General features: G+C 59.7%; 23 protein-coding genes and 1 pseudogene. 9 read left to right on the top strand and 15 right to left on the bottom strand.

Translation table 11 applies throughout. The features are described 5' to 3' along the window. Positions 1–2 precede the first annotated feature (2 nt). A pseudogene (locus AC0Z5Z_RS13765) lies at positions 3–574 on the bottom strand (VapC50 family PIN domain-containing toxin). After that, on the bottom strand, positions 571–1,038 hold the full coding sequence (locus tag AC0Z5Z_RS13770; RefSeq protein ID WP_217850660.1) for a helix-turn-helix domain-containing protein: 468 nt from the start codon (positions 1,036–1,038) through the stop codon (positions 571–573). The pseudogene AC0Z5Z_RS13765 and the gene AC0Z5Z_RS13770 overlap by 4 nt, the downstream one beginning before the upstream one ends. Positions 1,039–1,221: 183 nt before the next feature. Between AC0Z5Z_RS13770 and AC0Z5Z_RS13775 the strand changes: the two genes are divergently transcribed. Both AC0Z5Z_RS13775 and AC0Z5Z_RS13780 read left to right on the top strand, forming a co-directional pair. Next, positions 1,222–1,434, top strand: coding sequence for a type II toxin-antitoxin system HicA family toxin (locus AC0Z5Z_RS13775; protein WP_076566640.1), 213 nt, complete (start codon positions 1,222–1,224; stop codon positions 1,432–1,434). Continuing rightward, positions 1,434–1,838, top strand: a complete 405-nt coding sequence (locus AC0Z5Z_RS13780; protein WP_016771035.1) for a type II toxin-antitoxin system HicB family antitoxin — start codon at positions 1,434–1,436, stop codon at positions 1,836–1,838. Before AC0Z5Z_RS13775 ends, AC0Z5Z_RS13780 begins: the two co-directional genes overlap by 1 nt. 112 nt (positions 1,839–1,950) lie before the next feature. Here the strand turns inward: AC0Z5Z_RS13780 and AC0Z5Z_RS13785 are convergent, their stop codons facing one another. The 9 genes from AC0Z5Z_RS13785 to gcl form a co-directional block, all read right to left on the bottom strand. Continuing rightward, entirely contained in the window at positions 1,951–3,150 is a 1,200-nt protein-coding gene (locus AC0Z5Z_RS13785) for an MFS transporter (protein ID WP_122611605.1), read from the bottom strand. A gap of 167 nt (positions 3,151–3,317) precedes the next feature. Further along, positions 3,318–4,316 (bottom strand): sulfate ABC transporter substrate-binding protein, encoded by a 999-nt coding sequence (locus AC0Z5Z_RS13790; RefSeq protein WP_056783861.1) that lies wholly within the window; start codon positions 4,314–4,316, stop codon positions 3,318–3,320. A 104-nt stretch (positions 4,317–4,420) separates the two neighbouring features. Further along, positions 4,421–5,245: an ion transporter gene (locus AC0Z5Z_RS13795; RefSeq protein WP_041479613.1), complete on the bottom strand. Its 825-nt coding sequence runs from the start codon at positions 5,243–5,245 to the stop codon at positions 4,421–4,423. Between the two features lie 21 nt (positions 5,246–5,266). Then, on the bottom strand, positions 5,267–6,181 hold the full coding sequence (locus AC0Z5Z_RS13800; RefSeq protein ID WP_252869021.1) for an urea transporter: 915 nt from the start codon (positions 6,179–6,181) through the stop codon (positions 5,267–5,269). A 226-nt stretch (positions 6,182–6,407) separates the two neighbouring features. Then, the gene (gene pyk, locus AC0Z5Z_RS13805) at positions 6,408–7,823 is read right to left on the bottom strand and encodes a pyruvate kinase (RefSeq protein ID WP_095180738.1); all 1,416 of its coding nucleotides are present in this window, start codon (positions 7,821–7,823) and stop codon (positions 6,408–6,410) included. Continuing rightward, positions 7,820–9,094 carry a glycerate kinase type-2 family protein gene (locus tag AC0Z5Z_RS13810; protein ID WP_457263951.1) on the bottom strand — a complete coding sequence of 425 codons (1,275 nt, stop codon included), beginning with the start codon at positions 9,092–9,094 and terminating at the stop codon, positions 7,820–7,822. Before AC0Z5Z_RS13810 ends, pyk begins: the two co-directional genes overlap by 4 nt. 154 nt (positions 9,095–9,248) lie before the next feature. Then, the gene (locus AC0Z5Z_RS13815) at positions 9,249–10,142 is read right to left on the bottom strand and encodes a 2-hydroxy-3-oxopropionate reductase (protein ID WP_016771028.1); all 894 of its coding nucleotides are present in this window, start codon (positions 10,140–10,142) and stop codon (positions 9,249–9,251) included. A gap of 162 nt (positions 10,143–10,304) precedes the next feature. Then, entirely contained in the window at positions 10,305–11,087 is a 783-nt protein-coding gene (hyi, locus tag AC0Z5Z_RS13820; protein ID WP_056783872.1) for a hydroxypyruvate isomerase, read from the bottom strand. 178 nt (positions 11,088–11,265) lie between these two features. Next, entirely contained in the window at positions 11,266–13,041 is a 1,776-nt protein-coding gene (gene gcl, locus AC0Z5Z_RS13825) for a glyoxylate carboligase (RefSeq protein ID WP_041479607.1), read from the bottom strand. Positions 13,042–13,309: 268 nt separating this feature from the next. Between gcl and AC0Z5Z_RS13830 the strand changes: the two genes are divergently transcribed. Both AC0Z5Z_RS13830 and AC0Z5Z_RS13835 read left to right on the top strand, forming a co-directional pair. After that, positions 13,310–13,750 carry a GlcG/HbpS family heme-binding protein gene (locus AC0Z5Z_RS13830; RefSeq protein ID WP_460142901.1) on the top strand — a complete coding sequence of 147 codons (441 nt, stop codon included), beginning with the start codon at positions 13,310–13,312 and terminating at the stop codon, positions 13,748–13,750. A gap of 212 nt (positions 13,751–13,962) precedes the next feature. Beyond that, a complete protein-coding gene (locus AC0Z5Z_RS13835; protein WP_460142902.1) occupies positions 13,963–14,421 on the top strand; it encodes an REP-associated tyrosine transposase in 459 nt (152 codons plus the stop codon). 102 nt (positions 14,422–14,523) lie between these two features. Here AC0Z5Z_RS13835 and AC0Z5Z_RS13840 read toward each other — a convergent pair whose 3' ends face one another. Continuing rightward, positions 14,524–15,132 carry a TetR/AcrR family transcriptional regulator gene (locus tag AC0Z5Z_RS13840; RefSeq protein ID WP_041479604.1) on the bottom strand — a complete coding sequence of 203 codons (609 nt, stop codon included), beginning with the start codon at positions 15,130–15,132 and terminating at the stop codon, positions 14,524–14,526. A 135-nt stretch (positions 15,133–15,267) separates the two neighbouring features. Here AC0Z5Z_RS13840 and AC0Z5Z_RS13845 point away from each other — a divergent pair, with 135 nt between their 5' ends. Beyond that, positions 15,268–16,182 (top strand): DUF808 domain-containing protein, encoded by a 915-nt coding sequence (locus tag AC0Z5Z_RS13845; protein ID WP_024012143.1) that lies wholly within the window; start codon positions 15,268–15,270, stop codon positions 16,180–16,182. Between the two features lie 127 nt (positions 16,183–16,309). Here the strand turns inward: AC0Z5Z_RS13845 and AC0Z5Z_RS13850 are convergent, their stop codons facing one another. Both AC0Z5Z_RS13850 and AC0Z5Z_RS13855 read right to left on the bottom strand, forming a co-directional pair. Next, the gene (locus AC0Z5Z_RS13850; protein ID WP_041479602.1) at positions 16,310–17,098 is read right to left on the bottom strand and encodes an MlaA family lipoprotein; all 789 of its coding nucleotides are present in this window, start codon (positions 17,096–17,098) and stop codon (positions 16,310–16,312) included. Further along, positions 17,091–18,389, bottom strand: a complete 1,299-nt coding sequence (locus AC0Z5Z_RS13855; protein WP_024012145.1) for a serine protein kinase PrkA — start codon at positions 18,387–18,389, stop codon at positions 17,091–17,093. The genes AC0Z5Z_RS13850 and AC0Z5Z_RS13855 overlap by 8 nt, the downstream gene beginning before the upstream one ends. Before the next feature lie 224 nt (positions 18,390–18,613). On the opposite strand from AC0Z5Z_RS13855, the gene AC0Z5Z_RS13860 reads away from it, so the two are divergent. Continuing rightward, complete coding sequence (locus AC0Z5Z_RS13860) at positions 18,614–18,982, top strand: hypothetical protein (protein ID WP_485611219.1); 369 nt, start codon at positions 18,614–18,616, stop codon at positions 18,980–18,982. A 120-nt stretch (positions 18,983–19,102) separates the two neighbouring features. Here the strand turns inward: AC0Z5Z_RS13860 and AC0Z5Z_RS13865 are convergent, their stop codons facing one another. Next, a complete protein-coding gene (locus tag AC0Z5Z_RS13865; protein WP_485611220.1) occupies positions 19,103–20,698 on the bottom strand; it encodes a glycoside hydrolase family 17 protein in 1,596 nt (531 codons plus the stop codon). 297 nt (positions 20,699–20,995) lie between these two features. On the opposite strand from AC0Z5Z_RS13865, the gene AC0Z5Z_RS13870 reads away from it, so the two are divergent. The 3 genes from AC0Z5Z_RS13870 to AC0Z5Z_RS13880 all read left to right on the top strand — a co-directional run bounded on the left by AC0Z5Z_RS13870 (position 20,996) and on the right by AC0Z5Z_RS13880 (position 24,054). Beyond that, positions 20,996–21,847 (top strand): glycine betaine ABC transporter substrate-binding protein, encoded by an 852-nt coding sequence (locus AC0Z5Z_RS13870; protein WP_056783890.1) that lies wholly within the window; start codon positions 20,996–20,998, stop codon positions 21,845–21,847. 240 nt (positions 21,848–22,087) lie between these two features. Beyond that, positions 22,088–22,399 (top strand): DUF485 domain-containing protein, encoded by a 312-nt coding sequence (locus AC0Z5Z_RS13875; RefSeq protein ID WP_016771016.1) that lies wholly within the window; start codon positions 22,088–22,090, stop codon positions 22,397–22,399. Next, positions 22,396–24,054: a cation acetate symporter gene (locus AC0Z5Z_RS13880; RefSeq protein WP_236169685.1), complete on the top strand. Its 1,659-nt coding sequence runs from the start codon at positions 22,396–22,398 to the stop codon at positions 24,052–24,054. The genes AC0Z5Z_RS13875 and AC0Z5Z_RS13880 overlap by 4 nt, the downstream gene beginning before the upstream one ends. Positions 24,055–24,214 lie beyond the last annotated feature (160 nt).

A 24,214-nucleotide genomic window follows, 5' to 3' on the forward strand; every position in this document is an offset into this window, starting at 1 on the left:
TTTCAGAGAATCGCACGATAGTTACCTAACGCCTTTACCGACTCGACCAATCCTTGCCGTTGGAGAAAGCCAAGATATTTGTCCACCTCCACATTGGGCGTTTTCAATTGCCGTCGCTGGCTTTGAGCCGCAGCGACGACGGCAGCCGAATCAAGATGGAAAAGGTTTTCCACAAACTCATCCGGGTGCTGAGCTTCAATGCCGTATGGCGCGAGGTGACGGGTGGGGAAATCTTTCAGGTTGAACGTCACTATTACATCGGCACCGCATCGGATTGCGGCCGCTAGAACATGGCGATCGTTCTCATCAGGCAGTGTCAGGCCTGACACCAAGTCTTCATAGCCATCGATACACGCGTCTGGAATGGCCAGGTCCATCAATTGCGATGTGCGATCGAGTTGTTCGAGGGGCAGGTCGGACCTGTTCTTCAATAAGTTACGCTTCCATTCGTGGTGTATTTCCTGAGTCCAGCGAGCCCGATACAGCCCTGACAACGCGAGCCACGGAAATCTCTTAAAGGGGCCGGATATAAAACGCATGCATCGTATACAGCAGTGAAAGAGGAATGCCTCACTCGTATCCTGTCCTTAGCGCCTGTGCCTGCTCCGCGAGAAGCATCATTGCCTGCTCGCTGGCGGTGTCTCGCCGGGTTTTATATTCCATCAGATCGGCAAAACGCACACGTCGGTGCTTGCCTGTTTTATGGTAGGAAATCTCACCGCGCTCCAGCAGTTTGATCATGTGCGGACGTGAGACGTTGAGCAGATCGGCAGCTTCCTGCGTGGTCAGCTCCGCGTGGATCGGTACCACCTTCACAGCGTTGCCCTGCGCCAGCGCCGCGAGGATATCGCTCAGCAAGCGCAACGCCGATGTTGGCAGCTCGACGCTGTGGGCTTCGTTCTGTTCATCAAAAATCTGGATTCGCTGAGTTTCAAAACCGCTTGCGAGAAATGCGGTCAGGGCGCGCTGGCCTTCAATCGCGGCTTTGACCTCTCGTTCGACAGGCAGGTTGATGGCAGATGGAGTAGCGGTGGTCATAAGACAGTTCCAGCATTGTAAGGAAGATCCGCGGACGTTATTCGAATCAAACGAAATTCGCAATAAACGAAACTGGTTCAGGAATACTTTGTAAAACTACCAACCATCACCCCGTCCCATTCTGTGCTTGAGTAAAGATAACTCTAGAGTTACTTTTAATGGGCCAAGCCAAGGAGGCGGTTGGTGCAGAGCAGGCTATTGATGAAGGAGCTGGAGGAGGCGGGCTGGACGCTGGATCGGGTTGCGGGCAGTCATCACATCTTCACTCATCGTTACAACCCGAACACGATTGCCGTCCCGCATCCGAAGAAGGATTTACCGCTGGGGACAGTCAAAAGCATTCGGCGGCGCGCGGGGTTATTCAGCCCGCCAACCCGTCATGAAGGAGATCCGTAATGCAATATCCCATCTGCATCGAGTGGGGTGACGAGAACACTGCCATCGGTATTCAGATCCCCGATATTCCCGGCGCAGTCACGGCCGGGGACAGCTTTGAGGAGGCCTACAACGCGGCCGTGGAAGTGGCTCACCTCATGCTGCAGGAGATCGCGGCGGCCGGTCAGGCGATTCCGATGCCGACCTCGGCAGCGGCGCATCGCAATCATCCGGATTTTGCCGAGATGGGCTGGGGCATGCTGGAGCTGGATATCTCGCCGTACCTTGGCAAGACCGAAAAGGTCAACGTTACGCTGCCCGGCTATGTGATTCAGCGTATTGATCGCTATGTACGCGAGCATAACGTCAAAAGCCGCTCCTCGTTTCTGGCGGATGCGGCGATGGAGAAACTGGTCCGGTATTGACGGTCTGCGCAATTGTGGGAGCGAGCCTGCTCGCGAAGGCGTCAGGTCAGGCACTGATCTATGGCTGACACACCGCCTTCGCGAGCAGGCTCGCTCCCACTATGACATCGCGTCAGGACGCGACTTTTCGCTGCGCCAGCGCAGCGTTTTGCGATGCACTCAAAAACCGCAACAACGCCAGTAACGGAAAGACGCTGCCGACAATCACGATCCACAACCAGCCGCCATGCTCGTACACCGCGCTGGCCACCGACGAGCCGAACGCGCCGCCGATGAAGATGCTGGTCATGTACAGCGCGTTCAAACGGCCACGACTTTTCGCGTCCAGCGAGTACACCGCGCGTTGGCCCAGGACCATGTTCATCTGCACGCAGAAGTCCAGCACCACGCCGGTCACGGCCAGGCCGATGACGCTGTAGGCCGGGTGAATGAAGGCGGGCAGGAAGCTCAGGCTGGCGAAGAGCATGGCCAGCAGCGAGGCGATGCGTGTGTGACCGGCATCAGCGAGGCGGCCGCTGATTGGCGCGGCGATGGCACCGATCGCGCCGACCAGGGCGAAGATCGCGATTTCGCTTTGCGACAGGCCATGGTTGCGTGCAAGTTCCAGCGGCACGGCGGTCCAGAACAGGCTGAACGTGGCGAACATGCAGCCCTGATAAAACGCCCGCTGACGCAGCACCGGTTGCTGGCGCAGCAGCGTCCACAGCGAGCCGATCAATTGGCCATAAGTTGCGCTGTGATCTGGCTGGCGCTTGGGCACGGTCAGTGCCAGCACCACGCTGATTGCCGCCATCAACGCCGCGGCGATCATGAACATGGCGCGCCAGCCGAGGTGATCGGCGACCACACTCGACACCGGTCGCGCCAACAGAATACCCAGCAGCAAACCGCCCATGATCCCGCCCACCACGCGACCACGGGACTCTTCCGGCGCCAGATGCGCGGCCAGCGGAATCAGGATCTGCACCGACACCGAGCTGAAGCCGACCAGCAGCGAGATCAGCAGAAATACGTTCGGCTGTTCAGTGAACGCGGCGCCAAGCAGACTGGCGATCGCCACGACCGTGGTGATGATCATCAGCCGACGGTTCTCCAGCAGATCCCCCAGCGGCACCAGAAAGAACAGGCCCAACGCGTAACCGATCTGCGTCAGCGAGACGATGAAACTGGCCATGGTGTCGGAGAGGCCGATGTCCGGCGCGATCAGGCCGATGATCGGCTGTGCGTAGTAGATGTTGGCAACGATGGCGCCGCAGCAGAACGCGAACAGCAGGACCATGCCTCGGGTCATTGCGTGAGGAGTGGTGGTCATAGGGGATCTCGGGTCGGGCACAGGAAAGCGCTGAGGCTAATGGACAACGTGGACTGGCAGAAGACGTTTTCGGATGATAACTGTTATTACGCAGTGTAATGACCGGTATTCCCGCGCAACAAAAAGGCGACCCGGTGGGTCGCCTTTTGATTTTTTCAGATCAAGCCTTACTGCCCGCTATAAATCTGATCAAACACGCCACCATCATTGAAGTGGGTTTTCTGCACCGTGCGCCAGTCACCAAAGGTCTTCTCCACCGAAAGGAAGTCGACTTTCGGGAAACGGTCGGTGTACTTCGCCAGCACCGCCGGGTCACGCGGGCGCAGGTAGTTGGCCGCCGCAATTTCCTGACCTTCCGGCGACCACAGGTACTTCAGATACTCATCAGCCGCAGCGCGCGAGCCTTTCTTGTCGACCACTTTGTCGACCACCGAAACCGGTGGCTCGGCTTCCGCTGAGACGGTCGGGTAGATGACTTCGAACTGATCGCGACCGAACTCGCGGGCGATCATTTCCGCTTCGTTTTCGAAGGTCACCAGTACGTCGCCGATCTGGTTGGTCATGAACGTGGTGGTGGCGGCGCGGCCACCGGTGTCGAGCACCGGCGCCTGCTTGAACAGCTTGCCGACGAAGTCCTTGGCCTTGTTCTCGTCGCCACCGTTTTTCAGCACATAGCCCCAGGCTGACAGGTAGGTGTAGCGGCCATTACCCGAAGTTTTCGGGTTGGGCACGATCACCTGAACGCCATCCTTGAGCAGGTCAGGCCAGTCTTTCAAAGCTTTCGGGTTGCCCTTGCGAACGATGAATACCGTCGCCGAGGTGAACGGTGCGCTGTTGTTCGGCAGGCGCGTGACCCAGTTGTCCGGGACCAGTTTGCCGTTGTCGGCGAGGGCATTGATGTCGGTGGCCATGTTCATGGTGATGACGTCAGCCGGCAGGCCGTCGATCACCGAACGCGCCTGCTTGCTCGAGCCGCCGAAGGACATCTGCACGGTGATGTTTTCGTTGTGCTCGGCTTGCCAGTGCTTCTGGAACGCAGTGTTGTAGTCCTTGTAGAAATCGCGCATCACGTCGTAGGAAACGTTAAGCAGCGTCGGTGCTGCCTGGGCGATGTTGGCCAAGGCCAGACCGGCGGCGAGAAGTGAGGCGCCAAAGAGTTTTTTCACTGCGCATTCCTTGTTCTGTGGGGGTGTTGTGTAAAAAGTGAGGCCATTTGCCAGCGACTATAGCGGGCCTCGCATAGTCGCTTAAAGATTAAAAAGCTCTGTGCTTATTCCACTTTCTTGAACAGCTGACTGCCGCAGCGCGAACAGAACGCTGCGCTCTGTTCATGGCTCTTTTTCTGGCAGCCCGGGCAGTCATGTTGCAGCTGTTCGCCGCGCATGGCGTTGGCCAGCTCAGCGGTGAAAATCCCTGTGGGCACGGCGATGATCGAGTAACCGGTGATCATCACCAGCGAGGAAATCACCTGGCCCAGCGGCGTCTTCGGCACGATGTCGCCGAAGCCCACAGTGGTCAAGGTCACGATCGCCCAATAGATGCCTTTGGGAATGCTGGTGAAGCCATGTTCCGGGCCTTCGATCACGTACATCAGCGTGCCGAACACTGTCACCAGCGTGCACACGCTGACCAGAAACACGACGATTTTCTGCTTGCTGCCGCGCAGCGCCGACATCAGATAGTTGGCTTGCTTGAGATACGGGCTGAGCTTGAGCACGCGGAAAATCCGCAGCATCCGAATGATGCGGATGATCAGCAGATACTGCGCATCGCTGTAATACAGCGCGAGGATGCCCGGCACGATCGCCAGCAGATCCACCAGGCCGTAAAAGCTGAAGGCATAGCGCAGCGGCTTGGGCGAGCAGTACAGACGCAGGATGTACTCGCCGAGGAAAATCGCCGTGAAGCCCCACTCGATATAGGCCAGAACGTCGGCGTAATTACGGTGGATGCTGTCGATACTGTCGAGCATCACGATCACCAGACTGGCGAGGATGATCAACAGCAGAATGCCGTCGAAGCGACGCCCGGCCGGGGTGTCGCTCTGGAAAATCATGACGTAGAGCCGTTCGCGCCAATTGTTGCTGCTGTCCATGGATAACGCCTGAATCGAAGATCAGCGCAGCCTAGGGTGATTCTCCTCATGAGCGCAAGACTCATGCGCGAGCGACGCTTTGCCAAGCATTTGAATGCCGGCACGAATCAACCAGCAGGCGAGGATGAACGGCGCGGTCAGCGTGGCCAGCCCGAGGGCGGCAAACAGCGGCGTCACCAGCAAGGCCAGGACAATGGCGAGCAGCGGCAGCCACGGATTTTGTCGCTGAGCGCTGAAGGCGAGGGCGGCGAGTACAGCGTTGTAGCCACCGAGCCCGAGCAGTGCGGCGGACGTGTCGTGGTGCAGCAGACTCGAGCCGAGGCCGATCGCCGACGCCAGCAGCGCCCAGCAGAACGCGCGGCGATCGGCGAGCAGCAAGCCGCTGGCGATCAAGGCCCCGGCCAATGGATGGTCGAGAAACATCACCTGGCCGAATCCGCGCAGTTCAGCGGCCAGCAGATTTGTCGTGTTCAGGTCGACCGATGCCGCCGGCGCGGACGGCTCGGCGAACATCAGCAGCACCCAGCTGAGCGCCACGAACGGCGAGGTATACGCCGGTATGGCGCGACTGCGGTACACGTGTTTGAGCCATTGCTGAGTAAGCATCGCGCTCAAGCCACCGGCTGCAAGAATCAACGGCGGCAGCAGTGGCGACCAAGGGAAATACAGGCTCAGCAGCAGGCCGAGCAGCACGCCGTTGTAGCTGAACAACCCGGCCTGGCGATCGGCCTTGGCGTAGTTGCGCCGTTGCGCGGTGAGCAGACCGGCGACGCCACCAAGCAGCGCGCCGGCGAACAGCACCGGCGCGGTCAGCAGAATCGCCAACAGACACAGCAGGCCGCACAGCGGGTGGCGCTGAAAGAAAATCTGACTGAAACCGTTGAGCAAAGCCTCGGCCCAGTCGGGGCAGTGGGTGTTGAAGTGATTGGCAGGCATGTTGAGAAAATCTGGGCAGTTGGAACATCAAAAGGTCTTGCAAGTCACTGTGGCGAGGGGATTTAGCGAAACGTCGCACCGCCCCGTTCGGCTGCGCAGCAGTCGTCGCTTTTGAGGGTGTGACGGTTTCCACAGAGAAACCGCATTCTCCGATTGGGGGCCGCTTCGCAGCCCAACGGGGATAAATCCCCTCGCCACAAGTTTATGCACCCACTTTTATGGGGGGTTAAATCAACGTCTCGATGCGCAGCGAATTGGTCGATCCCGGCTGCCCGAACGGCACGCCGGCGGTGATCAGCAGCGTGTCGCCACGCTCGGCCATGCCTTGCGCCTGAGCAATCTCCAGTGCGGTCGAGCAGACTTCGTCGACCTGACGCAGGCGATCGTTGACCACCGAATGAATGCCCCACGCTACGCTCAAGCGCCGCGCCGTTTGCAGGTTCGGCGTCAGATTGAGGATCGGTGCTTTCGGCCGTTCCCGGGATGCGCGCAACGTCGAGGCGCCGGACTCGCTGTAATTGACCAGCACCGCCACCGGCAGCACGTTGCTGATCCGGCGGATCGCACAGCTGATCGCATCGGAAACCGTCGCCTCGGCTTTCGGTCGGCTGACGTCAAGCTGGGTCTGATAATCCGGGCCGTTCTCAACTTGACGGATGATCTTGCTCATCATCTGCACGGCTTCCAGCGGGTATTCGCCGGACGCGGTCTCCGCCGAGAGCATCACCGCATCGGCGCCTTCGGCTACGGCGTTGGCGACGTCAGTCACCTCGGCACGGGTTGGGGCAGGGGAGAAGCGCATTGACTCGAGCATCTGCGTCGCCACCACCACCGGTTTGCCCAGCGCGCGGCAGGTGGTGATGATGTTTTTCTGAATCTGCGGCACGCTCTCCGCCGGCACTTCCACACCAAGATCGCCGCGCGCGACCATGATCGCGTCGCTCAACTCAGCAATCTCACGTAGTTGCTCGACCGCTGAAGGCTTCTCGATTTTCGCCATCAGAAACGCCTTGTCGCCGATCAATGCGCGGGCTTCGACAATGTCCTGCGGGCGCTGTACGAACGACAGCGCGACCCAGTCCACACCCAATTCCAGGCCGAAGCTCAAATCGCGGCGATCCTTGGCGGTCAGCGGGCTGAGGTCGAGCACCGCTTGCGGCACATTCACGCCTTTGCGATCGGACAGTTCGCCGCCGTTGAGCACGCTGGTGTCGATCGCATCGGCGTACTTGGTGACCACGCGCAGGCGCAGCTTGCCGTCGTCGAGCAGCAGGTCCATGCCCGCTTCCAGCGCGGCAATGATTTCCGGATGCGGCAGGTTGACCCGGCGCTCATCGCCCGGTGTCGCATCGAGATCCAAGCGGAACGCCTGACCGCGATGCAACTGCACCTTGCCGTCAGCGAACTTGCCCACACGCAGTTTCGGCCCTTGCAGGTCCATCAGAATGCCCAGCGGATAGTTGAGCTGGCGCTCGACTTCGCGGATCCATTGATAGCGCTTGGCGTGGTCGGCGTGATCGCCATGGCTGAAATTCAGCCGGAAGATGTTGACCCCGGCCTCGACCAGCTCGCGGATGTCGTCGATACCGTCGACCGCAGGGCCGAGGGTGGCGAGGATTTTGACCTTTTTATCAGGCGTCATGATTTGCAGTTCTCAAGGATCAGAATGGCGCGGAAGTCGTTGACGTTAGTGCGGGTCGGCTCGGTGACGATCAGCGCATCGAGCGCCTGGAAGTAGCCATAGCCGTTGTTGTTATCCAGCTCGTCGCTGGCGCTCAGACCCAGTGCGGCGGCGCGGGCGTAGCTGTCCGGAGTCATGATTGCGCCGGCGTTGTCTTCCGAGCCGTCGATGCCATCGGTGTCGCCGGCCAGCGCGTAGACGCCGGGCTGGCCCTTGAGGCTGTCGGTCAGGCTGAGGAGGAATTCGGCGTTACGCCCGCCACGGCCATTGCCGCGCACGGTTACCGTGGTCTCACCGCCAGAAAGAATCACGCACGGCGTCGCCAGTGGCTGGCCGTGATTGATGATCTGTCGGGCGATGCCGGCGTGGACTTTCGCCACTTCGCGGGATTCGCCTTCGAGATCGCCGAGAATCAAGGTGCTGAAACCGGCCTGACGGCACTTCACCGCCGCCGCGTCCAGCGATTGCTGCGGGCGGGCGATCAACTGGAAGTGGCTGCGCGCCAGGGACGGGTCGCCGGGTTTGACGGTTTCCGATTCCGGACTTTGCAGCCAGGTGCGCACGGAGGCGGGAATGTCGATGCCGTAGCGCTTGATGATCGCCAGTGCTTCGGCCGAAGTGCTCGGGTCGGCCACGGTCGGGCCGGACGCAATGACGGTGGCGAGGTCGCCCGGCACATCGGAAATCGCGTAGGTGTAAACCGTCGCCGGCCAGCAGGCCTTGCCGAGGCGGCCGCCCTTGATCGCCGAGAGGTGCTTGCGCACGCAGTTCATCTCGCCGATGGTCGCACCGGATTTGAGCAGGGCTTTGTTGATCGACTGCTTGTCAGCGAGGGTGATGCCTTCGGCCGGCAGGGCGAGCAAGGCAGAGCCGCCGCCGGAGAGCAGGAAGATCACGCGGTCGTCTTCAGTCAGGTTGCTGACCAGTTCCAGCACACGTTTGGCCACGGCCAGACCGGCGGCGTCCGGCACCGGGTGCGCGGCTTCGACCACTTCGATTTTTTCGCACGGGGCGCCGTGACCGTAGCGGGTCACCACCAGACCGGTGACTTCACCCTCCCAGCAGCGCTCGACCACTTGCGCCATGGCGGCAGCGGCTTTGCCGGCACCGATGACGATAACCCGACCCGTGCGATCGGCAGGCAAATGGGCTTCGAGGACTTGGTTCGGATGGGCCGCGTCGATGGCTGTGGCAAACAGCTCGCGCAGCAGTTGTTGCGGATCGACCGACATGGCGGGCTCCCGGAATTCTTGTTATTCGAAAGGGCGACTCAGGTCCCTTGTGGGAGCGAGCCTGCTCGCGAACGCGGTATGTCAGCCAACATGGATGTTGAATGTGAAGCCGCTTTCGCGAGCAGGCTCGCTCCCACAGGGTTTTGTGCAGGCTTTATTTATTGTCGCGAATCGAGAAATTGGCCATGTGCTCCAGGCCCTTGATCAGCGCCGAGTGGTCCCAGTTGCTGCCGCCGATGGCCGCGCAGGTGCTGAATACCTGCTGGGCATTGGCGGTGTTCGGCAGGTTGATGTTCAGTTCCTTGGCGCCTTGAAGGGCCAGGTTCAGGTCCTTCTGGTGCAGGCTGATGCGGAAGCCCGGGTCGAAGGTACCTTTGATCATGCGCTCGCCGTGCACTTCGAGGATCTTCGAAGAAGCGAAACCGCCCATCAGCGCTTCACGCACCTTGGCCGGATCGGCACCGTTTTTCGAGGCGAACAGCAGGGCTTCGGCTACGGCCTGGATGTTCAGCGCGACGATGATCTGGTTCGCCACTTTGGCGGTCTGGCCGTCGCCATTGCCACCAACCAGGGTGATGTTCTTGCCCATGGCCTGGAACAGCGGCAGGGCGCGTTCGAAGGCATCGGCGTCGCCACCGACCATGATGCTCAGGGTTGCGGCCTTGGCGCCGACTTCACCGCCGGAAACCGGAGCGTCGAGGTACTGCGCGCCTTTCTCGTTGATTTTGGCGGCGAAGGCTTTGGTGGCGGTCGGCGAAATCGAGCTCATGTCGATCACGACTTTGCCCTTGCCGATACCGGCCGCGACGCCGTCGGCGCGGAACAGCACGTCATCGACCTGCGGGGTATCCGGAACCATGACGATGATGAATTCGGCTTCCTGCGCCACTTCGCGCGGGTTGGCCAGGGCGACGGCGCCAGCGGCGACCAGATCGGCCGGGGCCGCGTCGTGGTGTTGCGACAGGAACAGGCTGTGACCGGCTTTCTGCAGGTTCGCCGCCATTGGGTGGCCCATGATGCCGGTGCCGATGAATCCGATTTTAGCCATGAGAAAATCCTCTTGTTTTTTTCGTGCTCAAGCAAATAGGGGAGCTGCTTTTCATGTGGGAGCGAGCCTGCTCGCGAATGCGGTGGAACATTCAATATCCGTGTTGACTGAACCACCGCATTCGCGAGCAGGCTCGCTCCCACAGGGGATTTGCTGTGTTTCTTAGATTGCGTTGTGTGATTTCAACCAACCCAGGCCCGCTTCGGTGGTGGTCAGCGGTTTGTATTCGCAACCGACCCAACCCTGATAACCGATGCGATCAAGGTGTTCGAACAGGAAGCGGTAGTTGATCTCACCAGTGCCCGGCTCGTTGCGCCCCGGGTTGTCCGCGAGTTGCACGTGGTTGATCTCGCCCAGGTGCGATTGCAGGGTGCGGGCCAGATCGCCTTCCATGATTTGCATGTGATAGATGTCGTATTGCAGGAACAGATTGGCGCTGCCGACCTGCTCGCGAATCGACAGGGCCTGCGCCGTGTTGTTCAGGTAGAAACCTGGAATGTCGCGGGTGTTGATCGCTTCCATCACCAGTTTGATGCCCACCGCTTGCAGCTTGTCGGCGGCGTATTTGAGGTTGGCAACGAAGGTCTTTTCCACAGTGGCATCGTCAACGCCTTGCGGGCGGATACCGGCCAGGCAGTTGACCTGGGTGTTGCCCAGCACTTGTGCGTAAGCGATCGCCAGATCGACCCCGGCGCGGAACTCTTCGACCCGATCCGGCAGGCAAGCGATGCCACGCTCGCCCTTGGCCCAGTCACCGGCCGGCAGGTTGAACAGCACTTGGGTCAGCCCGTTGGCCTCGAGTTTTGCCTTGATTTCAGCCGAGCTGAAGTCGTACGGGAACAGGTATTCCACCCCACTGAAACCGGCCTTGGCGGCGGCGTCGAAACGGGCAAGGAAATCCTGTTCGGTGAACAGCATGGACAGGTTGGCTGCGAAACGCGGCATGGTGGTCTCCTAAAAACTGATGAGGCACGGTAGGTCAGACTGAACGCGATCAGTCCCCTCTCCTTGGGGAGAGGGTTAGGGTGAGGGGGAATCCTGAGTCTGATCCCGATTGTGCGAACACCGCAAAACCTCTACCTCACCCCAGCCCTCTCCCAGAGGGAGAGGGGGCTAAAAGCAATCAATCGAGCAACGAAATCGCCGTCGGCGCATCGTTGCCGACCAGTGCCAGGTCCTCGAACTCGTTGACCGCGTTGATCTCGGTACCCATGGAGATGTTGGTCACACGCTCCAGAATGATCTCGACGATCACCGGCACCTTGAACTCTTCGATCATCTGTTCGGCCTTGCGCAGGGCAGGGGCGATTTCCGACGGTTCGAACACACGCAGTGCCTTGCAGCCGAGGCCTTCGGCGACTGCGATGTGGTCAACCCCGTAACCGTTGAGTTCCGGCGCATTGAGGTTATCGAAGGACAGCTGCACGCAGTAGTCCATTTCGAACCCGCGCTGGGCCTGACGGATCAGGCCCAGGTACGAGTTGTTCACCACGACGTGGATGTACGGCAGTTTGAACTGAGCGCCGACCGCCAGTTCTTCGATCATGAACTGGAAATCATAGTCCCCCGACAGGGCCACGACTTTGCGGCTCGGATCGGCCTTGACCACGCCCAGCGCCGCCGGAATGGTCCAGCCCAACGGGCCGGCCTGGCCACAGTTGATCCAGTGGCGCGGCTTGTAGACGTGCAGGAACTGCGCGCCGGCAATCTGCGACAGACCAATGGTGCTGACGTAGCAGGTGTCCTTGCCGAACACCTGGTTCATTTCTTCGTAAACGCGCTGCGGCTTGACCGGCACGTTGTCGAAGTGGGTCTTGCGATGCAGGCTGGCCTTGCGCTGCTGGCAATCCTGCAGCCAGGCGCTGCGGTTTTTCAGCTTGCCGGCGGCTTGCCATTCACGGGCCACTTCGATGAATACGGTCAGCGCGGCAGCGGCGTCGGAAACGATGCCCAGATCCGGGGTGAACACGCGGCCGATCTGCGTGCCTTCGATGTCGACGTGAATGAACTTGCGGCCTTCGGTGTAGACATCCACCGAACCGGTGTGACGGTTGGCCCAACGGTTACCAATGCCCAGCACCACGTCGGATTTGAGCATGGTGGCGTTGCCGTAACGGTGCGAAGTCTGCAGACCGACCATGCCGACCATCAGCGGGTGATCGTCAGGGATGGTGCCCCAGCCCATCAGGGTCGGGATGACCGGAATGCCGGTCAGCTCGGCGAACTCGACCAGCAGGTCGCTGGCGTCGGCATTGATGATGCCGCCGCCGGCGACCAGCAATGGACGCTCGGCCTGATCCAGCAGCGCCAGAGCCTTCTCGACCTGTACGCGGGTTGCGGTCGGTTTGGCCAATGGCAGCGGTTGATAAGCGTCGATGTCGAATTCGATCTCGGCCATCTGCACGTCGAACGGCAGGTCGATCAGTACAGGGCCTGGACGGCCGGAGCGCATTTCATAGAAGGCTTTCTGAAACGCATAAGGCACCTGGCCCGGTTCGAGAACCGTGGTCGCCCACTTGGTGACTGGCTTGACGATGCTGGTGATGTCGACAGCCTGGAAATCTTCCTTGTGCATACGGGCGCGGGGTGCCTGACCGGTAATGCAGAGGATTGGAATCGAGTCAGCCGAGGCGCTGTAGAGCCCGGTGACCATATCGGTGCCGGCCGGGCCGGACGTGCCGATGCACACGCCGATATTGCCGGCCTTGGTGCGGGTGTAGCCCTCGGCCATGTGCGAGGCGCCTTCAACGTGGCGAGCAAGGACGTGATCGATGCCACCGACTTTCTGCAAGGCGGAGTACAGCGGGTTGATCGCTGCGCCCGGGATGCCAAAAGCGGTATCAACCCCTTCACGGCGCATCACCAGAACGGCGGCTTCGATTGCTCTCATTTTGCTCATGGTTTTGTGCCTCTTTACGTTTTGTAATTGTATACAAGTGGCTTTGCGCAGAGTGTATTCACGGCGGACGGCGCAGGTCAATCCATTTTCTCAAGCGCCTGTTTCATTCGTCGGAAGCCCGAAGTGCTGTGGCTTTTCGTCGCATGTGGCGCTTTTCGAGAATTATTGTATACAAAAAAATAACTCATTGTGTTCTATTTGTGGCATCGGCCTGCGGCACAAACGCGCAGTCCCACGACTTTCCCTATAACAAAATGAGGACGGCACCATGAGCGCTTTAACCTTGAAAGTCGCAGTCAACCTGGTCAGCGAAGCCATCAACGCAGGACGCGGCATCAACGCCGCACCGCTGACCATCGCGGTACTCGATAACGGCGGCCACCTGATCGCCCTGCAACGCGAAGACGGCGCCAGCCTGCTGCGCCCGGACATCGCCATCGGCAAAGCCTGGGGCGCCATCGCTCTCGGTAAGGGCTCACGCCTGCTCGCCCAGGACGCGCAACAACGCCCGGCGTTTTTTTCTTCGTTGAACAGCATGGGGCAGGGCAGCGTTGTGCCGGCCCCGGGTGGCGTGTTGATTCGCAACCAGGCCGGTGAGGTGCTGGGCGCGATCGGGGTCAGTGGGGATTTGTCGGATGTGGATGAGCAGGTGGCGATCAGAGCGGTGGAGGCGCTGGATTTGAGGGCGGATGGTGGGGTGGTTGGTTGAATGTCAGTGTCTGAATAACCGCTTTCGCGAGCAGGCTCGCTCCCCCATTGGATCAGGGTTGGACACAAAATGTCTGAACACCTGAAGCCCACTGTGGGAGCGAGCCTGCTCGCGAATACGATCTGCGCTACACATCTTGCTAAAAGTCTGACGCTCCCTTTGCCATCTCCACGGCTAGCCTTCTCATGATCAACATATGAGAAGGCAACGGAATGCCGGGTTTATCTGCTTCACATCGCTTGCGCATCGGACGCTATTCAGAACACAACCGCATTTACCTTCTGACCGCCAATACCGCCGGGAGAGAACCCGTATTCAGCGATTTCTTCCTGGGCAGATTGCTTGTAAACCAATTTCGGGCAGCTGAGGAAACGGGATTGGCCAATTCTCTGGCTTGGGTCGTAATGCCAGATCATTTTCACTGGCTGATTGAATTGAAGAGTGGCTCGCTCGGCGAATTGATGCAGCGAACTAAATCCCTCAGCACCAAAGCGGTAACGCTTTCGACCGGTAGAAAGTCCAGCCTTTGGCAACCTGGCTTCCATGACCGGGCACTGCGTAAAGAGGAGAATCTGGTGAAGATGGCTAGGTATGTCATTGCCAACCCATTGCGGGCAGGGCTGGTCAAAAGCCTTGGCGACTATCCGTTGTGGGATTCGATCTGGTTATGAGTTGAGGTCTGCAGTGCGGCTATTCGCGAGCAGGCTCGCTCCCACAGGAGAATGCATTCCAAATGTGGGAGCGAGCCTGCTCGCGAAGCGGTTCCCCCGATCTCACCGATCCGGCTCACACCCCTTCAACACCAACCGGATAATCGTCTGCGCCGCCGCTTCATAATCGGCTTCATCAAGCTTGTCTTTCCCGGTCACCGCGGAAATCTGCCAGTCGAAGTCGGCGTAGGTCTGGGTCGCGGCCCAGATGCTGAACATCAGGTGGTTGGGATCGATCGGGGCGATCTGGCCGCGGTCGATCCAGCTCTGGATGCAGGCGATGTTGTGTTTGGCCTGGGCGTTGAGCTGCTCGACAAGATCAGCGCTCAGGTGTGGGGCGCCGTGCATGATTTCGCTGGCGAACACCTTGGAGGCGTAGGGCAGGTCGCGGGAGATGCGGATCTTCGAGCGGATGTAGCCGCTCAGCACTTCGCTCGGCACGCCGTCCGGGTTGAACGGGGTCGAGGCCTGCAGAATCGGCTCGATGATGCTTTCCAGCACCTCGCGATAGAGGTTTTCCTTGGATTTGAAGTAGTAGTAGACGTTGGGCTTGGGCAATCCCGCCTTGGCGGCGATGTCGCTGGTTTTGGTCGCCGCGAAGCCCTTGTCGGCAAACTCTTCGCTGGCGGCGCGCAGGATCAGTTCTTTGTTACGCTCGCGGATTGTGCTCATAAACCCGGTGGTTCCTTGCCTGTTCTGGCGGTGGCGCATGGTAGCACCGGCCTTGAGCGGCGCTCAACAATGCAGCCTGTGGCCGGCGGTCGCGTTATGCTTGGCAACATTCATACACAGAAGGAAACAGGATTCATGGCAGGAAGCAGTTTGCTGGTGCTGATCGATGACATCGCCACCGTTCTGGATGACGTTGCGTTGATGACCAAGATGGCCGCGAAGAAGACCGCCGGAGTGCTCGGTGATGATCTGGCGCTCAATGCCCAGCAGGTATCGGGCGTGCGCGCCGAGCGGGAAATTCCCGTGGTCTGGGCGGTGGCCAAGGGCTCGTTCGTCAACAAACTGATCCTCGTGCCGTCGGCGCTGGCAATCAGCGCCTTTGTGCCTTGGCTGGTGACGCCGCTGTTGATGGTCGGCGGCGCGTACCTGTGTTTCGAGGGTTTTGAAAAACTCGCGCACAAGTTTCTGCACAGCAAAGAGGAAGACGAGGCAGAGCACACGCAGTTGACCGAAGCAGTGGCCGATCCGGCGACCGATCTGGTGGCGTACGAAAAGGACAAGATCAAAGGCGCGATCCGCACTGACTTCATTCTCTCGGCAGAAATCATTGCGATCACCCTCGGCACCGTGGCAGATGCCTCGCTGACCCAGCAAGTGGTCGTCATGTCCGGCATCGCCATTGTCATGACCGTGGGCGTTTATGGTTTGGTGGCGGGCATCGTCAAGCTCGACGACCTGGGGCTGTGGCTGACGCAGAAACCCGGGCAGATGGCGAAAAAGATCGGCGGCGGCATTCTCAGCGCCGCGCCGTACATGATGAAAACCCTGTCGGTGGTTGGCACGGCAGCGATGTTCCTGGTCGGCGGCGGCATCCTGACCCATGGCGTGCCGGTGCTGCATCACTGGATCGAAGGTGTCGGCGCAGCGGCGGGCAGTGCCGGGTTTGCCGTACCGATGCTGCTCAATGGTGTTGCGGGGATTATTGCCGGTGCTGTGGTGTTGGCGGTGGTTTCGGTCGTAGGCAAGCTCTGGAAAGCGCTGAAGGGTTAATCAGCAACACATAACAAATGTGGGAGCGAGCCTGCTCGCGAATGCGGTATTCCAGTCAATATCGATGTTGACTGAAACTCCGCGTTCGCGAGCAGGCTCGCTCCCACAGTGTTTTGCGCCAGCCGATTTACTCGGCGATCTGCAACTTGCGCGCTTCGGTATACACGTACCGCACTTTTTCGTACTCGAACGGCGAGTTCATCTGGCCGTAGCGGAAGCTGGTCTGGTAGCGCTTGTCGATCGCACGCAAGGCCCAGACTTCCGGGTGGTTGGAGCTGACTTCCGCGACGTTGAGGAAGTTGATCGCGGTGTCGGCGGTGTAATCCACGGCCAGACCTGCGGTGTCGCGGATGTTCGACGGGCCGAAGATCGGCAGTACGAAGTAGGCGCCGCCCGGTACGCCGTAGAAGCCCAGAGTCTGCCCGAAGTCCTCGTTCTGGCGCGGCAGGCCCATGGCGGTTGCCGGATCCCACAGACCGGCGATGCCGATCGTGGTGTTGAGCAGCAGGCGCGCAGTGGTTTCCATCGAGCGCTGGCCCTTGAACTGCAGCAGGCTGTTGACCAGGTTCGGCACGTCGCCAATGTTGTTGAAGAAGTTGCTCACCCCGGTACGCACGAAGCTTGGGGTGATGTAGCGATAGCCATCGACCACTGGCAGGAACACCCACTGGTCGAAGCGGTAGTTGAAGTGGTAGACCCGGCGGTTCCACGATTCCAGCGGGTCATAGACGTTCAGCGCATTGAGCGTGGAGCGTTCGAATTCGCGCTGATCCAGGCCCGGGTTGAACTTGAGTTTGGTCAGCGGCTGCTTGAAGCCATCGCTGTCGACCACCACCGGTGCATCGGCTTTACTGTTGTCGGCCTGGGCCACGCCTGCACAGAGGAACGCTGCAATCAGCAGGAGATATTTAGCCACGGAAGAACTCCAGCATGGCGTCGCTGTTGACGCGGTAGTTAAGGTTGCCGCAGTGGCCGCCCAGTGGATAAACGGTCAGGCGATCACCGAAGGTTTTACGCAGGAAGCCCAAGTCGCCAGGGCCGAGGATGACGTCGTCGGCGTTGTGCATGACGGCGATTTTCGGGCTGTCGTGCAGGTAGTCCTTGAGCGCATACAGGCTGACCTGATCGATCAGTTGCAGCAGGCTGCCGCCGTCGGTGCGTGCGCGCCACATCGGAATAACCTGCTCGGTGATGTAGCAGTCGAAATCGCATTGCAGCGCACGCTTGAGGAACGGCGTGAGGCTGGTGCCTTCGGTGATCGGGAATTTCGGCGGGGTGATCAGGCCGCGACGGTTGACCAGGTCCGAGGTGTAGGCAATGTCGGCTGCCGAAAAGCGGAACGACGTGCCGATGAGCATGGCCATCTGTTCGTTGGTCAAATGTTGCTTGGATTGTTGAAAGTCATACAGCAGCGCATCGTTGAGGTCGATGTAGCCTTTCTGCTGGAAGTAGCGGGTCAGCTTGGTCAATACCAGTTCGTAGAACGTGGTGCTGTTGTTGATGCCCTTGACCTCGGTCTGCACCAGCTTGTCGAGGTTGGTCACCGAGGTGTATAGGTTGACCGGCGGGTTCAGCAGCAGGACTTTTTTGAAGTTGAAGCTACGGCGCGTTTCGTCCAGATGCGCGACGAACGCGGCATCAAGGGCGCCGAGGCTGTAGCCGGTCAGGTAATACTCGGTGACCGGCAGTTTCGGGTTCTGCGCCCGCACGGCCTGCATCACCCGGTACATGTCTTCGGCATCTTCCTTGGTCACGCCCGGGGTGGCGAAACGCGAGGCGGCACTGATGAAGTCGAAGCTGGTCGGCGAGGACAACTGCACGACGTGGTAGCCGGCCTTGTAATACAGCTTTTTCAGGTATTCGTTGAGCGTGCTGTCAAAGCGCGCGCCGGTGCCGGCAATCAGGAAGATAAGCGGCGCCGGTTTGTCCTGCGTGGCGATGCGGTAAGTGAGTTTCTTCACTGCCCAGAAATTGTCCGGCAATTGGAATTCACGCTCCGGGCGCAGGGTGAGGCTGCGGTCCGTTTGATTGATGTCGTCGTCCAGCGGCAGCTCCGGACGCAGGTCCGGTGGTGTCGTGGCGATCGTCGCCTCGAACGGGTTGGTCAGCGGATAGCCATAGCTGGCGGCGTCGATATCCACCGCCAGCGCGGACGCACTCAAGATAAGGCCGCTGAACAGCGCGGCGAAGCGCAAGGAACGGAGCATGACTAGATCCCTTAGAGGAAGGTGCCGATTGAAGTTCGCAGGCTATGACCACCGGCCGTGCGCCAAAGTGCCATGCTGCGGCACCAAACAGGCGGAATTCGGGGTAATAGTAGCTGGACGATACACGTTGCAAGGGCTCGCTGAACAGTTAACAGTTGTTAGTGCTTGCGAATGCCGGTCGGCAGATTAAGCTGGCCGCCGATTTCCGCAGATTGGAGTGCTCCATGTCCCGCCGCTTGCCCGTTATTGTGCTGCTCGTTTTGTTGCCGCTGTGGCTGGCCGGCAGTTATGCCGCGCGCTATGGCTTCATGGAAGACGGGCAGTGGGTGGGCATCTGTGTCGACGAGACCGGCCGTTGGGAATGCGTGGTGCGGTCGAACCTCGGGCTGATGATTCATTTCAAGGTGCTGGGCTGGGCGGCGGTGGGCGCGGCGGTATTGGCGTTTGTATTGCCGGGACGGGCAGGGTGGTGGCTGGGGGTGCTGGCGCTGGTGTTCGGCCTGCCGGCGCTGGCGTTGTACAACACCACATTAGCGGTATTTGCGGTGGTGATTGCCGGATTGCGCCTGGTCCGCGAGTCCCGCAGCGCCTGACAGTCAGTCATCGCGGGCAAGCCCGCTCCCACAGGGATTGAGGTGAACACAACATTTGTGTGCAGCAGAAATCCTGTGGGAGCTGGCTTGCCAGCGATGGCGATTTCGAAAGCGCTGAAATCAGGCCTTGCGAACCCGCAGGCAGCGCCACAACGCCACCACCATCAATCCACTGACCAGCGCCCAGCCCCACGCCTGCTGATTCAACATCCCTTCCTGATACAACTGCGGTGCAATCCCCGCGCCGACGATAAAGGTCAGCAGAGCAACCTCCCGACGCGGCACGCTTACCGGGCGGCACAGGTAGACCAGCGCCGGGAGGACGAACGCCATGCTGGCGAAACTGCGATAGCGCGGGTCGAAGACCATTTCCAGCATCATCACCGCCGCGGCAAAACCGGCCGCCGCGATCAGCCAGCCGGCGCGACGCTCGAGCAAATCGAATGCTCGCGCGCGCCAACCGCTGCGTGCGCTCAACGTCAGCGCGGCATGCGCGAGCACCAACAGATTCAACCCGGTCAGCAAGCCGACCCACAGCCATTCACCGGCAAACCGTGTGGTCAATCGAGCCAGATCGCCCCAAGCGCCAATCGAGCAAGCAGCGACAGCGCCCAGCAGCGGTAGCAGCAACGCCGAACGAGTGGTGCGCACGCGTCCACCAAGGATCAGCGTGCCGAGGAAAATCAAAGCACCGACTGCCAGCCATTCTTTCCAGTACGGCACATTGCTCACCGGTCCGGCGAGCACGCCTTTGTCCTGCCGATCCGCATCGAACAGCCCCCAGTAGCCGCCGACCGCGCCTTCACTGCCGCGCTTCCACGGTTGATCAAAGGCTTCGATCAGGTTGTAACGCCAGCCTTCCTGCTCGGCCATCGCCACGAATCCACGAATGAATTTCGCCTCGTTGACCCGGCTCGGCACGGCGGTCTCGCGCTGGCGGCCTTCGCTGGGCCAGCCGGTTTCGCCAATCATCACGTCTTTCGGAGCGAATTTGTTGCCGAACACCTGACGTACATCCGCCACATGCCGCAGCGCCACGTCGATATTCGACGGATCGTCTTCCCAGTACGGCAGCAAGTGAATGGTCAGAAAGTCCACGGCCGGGGCGATTTCCGGATGCTTGAGCCAGAATTCCCAGACGTCGGCGTAGGTCACCGGTTGCTTGACCTGGCTTTTGACCTTGTTGATCAGCCGGGCCAGTTGTGCGCCAGTGACCTCTTTGCGCAGCAGCGCTTCGTTGCCGACGATCACCGCTGTAACCACGTCGGGGTTGGTATTGGCCGATTTGATCAGCAGCTCGACTTCCTGTTCGGTGTCGACCGGGTTGCTGTTGACCCAGGCGCCGATCATCAACTTCAGACCGTGTTTGCGCGCCAGATCGGGCAGGGCGTCGAGGCCGGTCATCGAGTAGGTGCGGATGCATTCAAAGCGCGTCGCCAGCAGCGCGAGGTCGGCATCCATGCGCTCGGGGCGCAATTTGAACGGCACGTCGAACGGCGATTGGTCTTTGTCGAACGGTGTGTAGGAGGCGCAGTGCAACTTGTGCGTCGGCGTCGCGGCGTCCGGCAGGATCACCGGTTGGCCGAGGCCATACCAGAAACTGCCCAGGGCCAGGAGCCCGAGCAGGCAGGCGAACAGATAAGGCAGAAAAGGAAATCGGTACGTTGCGGACATGGTCAGGCCGAGTGGCTGCAAAGCGACGCATGTTACCTGCATTTATAGAAGGGCAGGTGGCTCGCAGGCGTTGTACATGCAAAGTTCGGGCGGATTGTCTGGCGTCAATTAATCTCGCTTGATTAATGGCTTTCTGATGTCGTTTCTCGCTGCCTTGAGGTCGCTGACAGAGCAGGTCGCCGGCCGCTTGAGGTTGATGATCAAACCATCAGTACCCTTTTTGAAAAATCGGCTGATGTTCGGTGTGTGAGGTCCGGCGTGATGGGGGCGCTGTGCACCATAACAATACGTTGACGATGCCCGGCATCCGTCGGGCGCAGCATTTCGGGGAAGTAAACGATGAAGATGCGACGACTTTTAGGCGCAGGTGCCGCTTTGGTGCTTGCGATGAGTTCCACTTTCGCCAACGCTGAAAAACAGACCCTGAACATCGGTTACGTTGACGGCTGGTCCGACAGCGTCGCGACCACCCACGTGGCGGCCGAAGTGATCAAACAGAAGCTCGGTTATGACGTGAAGCTGCAAGCCGTCGCCACCGGGATCATGTGGCAGGGCGTGGCCACCGGCAAACTCGATGCGATGCTCTCGGCCTGGCTACCCGTGACCCACGGTGACTATTGGACGAAAAACAAGGATCAGGTCGTCGATTACGGCCCGAACTTCAAGGACGCGAAGATCGGCCTGATCGTGCCGGAGTACGTCAAAGCCAAATCGATCGAAGACCTGAAAACCGACGATACCTTCAAAAACCGCATTGTTGGCATCGACGCCGGTTCAGGCGTAATGCTCAAGACCGATCAGGCGATCAAGGATTACGGCCTGGACAAATACAGCCTCAAGGCCAGTTCCGGCGCCGGCATGATTGCCGAGCTGACCCGCGCCGAGAAGAAGAACGAATCCATCGCCGTCACCGGTTGGGTGCCGCACTGGATGTTCGCCAAGTGGAAACTGCGCTTCCTCGACGACCCGAAAGGCGTGTATGGCCAGGCTGAAACCGTGAACAGCATCGGCAGCAAAGGCCTGGACGCCAAGGCGCCGGAAGTGGCCAAGTTCCTGAAAAACTTCCAGTGGGCCTCGAAAGACGAAATCGGCGAGGTCATGCTGGCGATTCAGGACGGTGCCAAGCCTGATGCAGCGGCCAAGGACTGGGTGGCCAAACACCCGGATCGTGTAGCTGACTGGACCAAATAATTTAAACACCGCCACACCCCTGTGGGAGCGAGCCTGCTCGCGAATGCAATCTGTCAGTTGATGCAATATCGACTGATACGACGCCTTCGCGAGCAGGCTCGCTCCCACAGTTTTTTTCTGTGTACCGGAAAATGGCTAAAACATCATGGCCATCTACTACTAAGGTCGTCTGGAACCTCTCTCGCAGCCGCATACATTAGCTACGTTCCAACAATAATTTGTGCTGCGAGGATAAAAACAATGAACGACAGCATTTACCTCTCGATTCAGAACAGTCCCCGATTCAAGGAGCTGGTTCAGAAACGGGAACGATTCGCCTGGATTCTCTCGGCAATCATGCTTGGGCTCTACTCCGCATTCATCCTGCTGATCGCATACGGGCCGCACGTGCTCGGGGCGAAACTCAGTCCTGAATCCTCGATCACCTGGGGCATCCCGATCGGTGTCGGCCTGATCATTTCAGCCTTCGTCCTGACCGGCATCTACGTGCGCCGCGCCAATGGCGAGTTCGACGACCTGAACAATGCGATTCTCAAGGAGGCTCAGCAATGATCCGGCGTCTACTGGCTTTATTGAGTGTTGCGGCTTTCGCGCCGAGTGTCTGGGCGGCTGACGCATTGACGGGGGAGGTGGCCAAACAGCCGCTGAACATCCCGGCGATCCTGATGTTCGTGGCCTTCGTCGGCGCGACGTTGTACATCACCTACTGGGCTTCGAAGAAAAACAATTCGGCCGCCGACTACTACGCGGCGGGCGGCAAGATCACCGGTTTCCAGAACGGCCTGGCGATTGCCGGCGACTACATGTCGGCGGCGTCTTTCCTGGGGATTTCCGCGCTGGTGTTCACCTCCGGTTATGACGGCCTGATCTACTCGATCGGCTTCCTCGTGGGCTGGCCGATCATTCTGTTCCTGATCGCCGAACGCCTGCGCAACCTGGGTAAATACACCTTTGCCGACGTGGCGTCCTACCGCCTCGGGCAAACCCAGATCCGCACCCTGTCCGCCTGCGGCTCGCTGGTGGTGGTGGCGTTCTACCTGATCGCGCAAATGGTCGGTGCCGGCAAGCTGATCCAGCTGCTGTTCGGCCTCGATTACCACGTTGCGGTGATCCTGGTCGGCGTGCTGATGTGCATGTACGTGCTGTTCGGCGGCATGCTCGCGACCACTTGGGTGCAGATCATCAAGGCAGTGCTGCTGCTGTCCGGTGCCTCGTTCATGGCGCTGATGGTGATGAAGCATGTGGGCTTCGACTTCAACACACTGTTCTCCGAAGCGATCAAGGTTCACGCCAAGGGCGAAGCGATCATGAGCCCCGGCGGTCTGGTGAAGGATCCGATCTCGGCATTCTCGCTGGGTCTGGCGCTGATGTTCGGCACCGCTGGCCTGCCGCACATTCTGATGCGCTTCTTCACCGTGAGTGACGCAAAAGAAGCGCGCAAGAGCGTGCTGTACGCTACCGGTTTCATTGGCTACTTCTACATCCTGACTTTCATCATCGGCTTCGGCGCGATCCTGCTGGTCAGCACCAACCCGGCCTTTAAAGATGCAGCGGGCGCCTTGCTCGGCGGCAACAACATGGCGGCGGTGCACCTGGCCAACGCGGTGGGCGGCAGCATCTTCCTTGGCTTCATCTCGGCAGTGGCGTTCGCAACCATTCTGGCTGTGGTAGCCGGTCTGACGCTGGCGGGTGCTTCGGCGGTTTCTCACGACCTGTACGCCAGTGTGATCAAGAAGGGCAAGGCCAACGAGAAAGATGAGATTCGCGTGTCGAAGATCACCACCATCGCCCTGGCGGTGCTGGCGATTGGTCTGGGCATTCTGTTCGAAAGCCAGAATATTGCGTTCATGGTCGGCCTGGCGTTCTCCATCGCGGCGAGCTGCAACTTCCCTGTGCTGCTGCTTTCGATGTACTGGAAGAAGCTGACCACTCGCGGCGCGATGATTGGTGGCTGGCTGGGTCTGGTCAGTGCTGTTGGTCTGATGATCCTCGGCCCGACCATCTGGGTGCAGATTCTGCATCACGATAAGGCGATCTTCCCTTACGAATATCCGGCGCTGTTCTCGATGATGATTGCGTTCATCGGGATCTGGTTCTTCTCGATTACCGACAAGTCGGCGGCTGCGGATAACGAGCGGGCGCTGTTCTTCCCGCAGTTTGTGCGTTCGCAGACCGGGTTGGGGGCGAGTGGGGCGGTTTCGCACTAAGAGATCAGTTGTAAGCTGCAAGCTGCAAGCTTCAAGCTTCAAGCTTCAAGAAAACGCCCTGGTTGAGAGATTGGGGCGTTTTTTTTGTGGGCGGTTATCGGTTGGTTTGGTGTGTATATCCGTTTTTTGCAGTGCTGCGGCTGGCGGTTTCGCCCTTACG

Source organism: Pseudomonas sp. 1L-E-NC-VB-C3 (genome assembly GCF_057291535.1).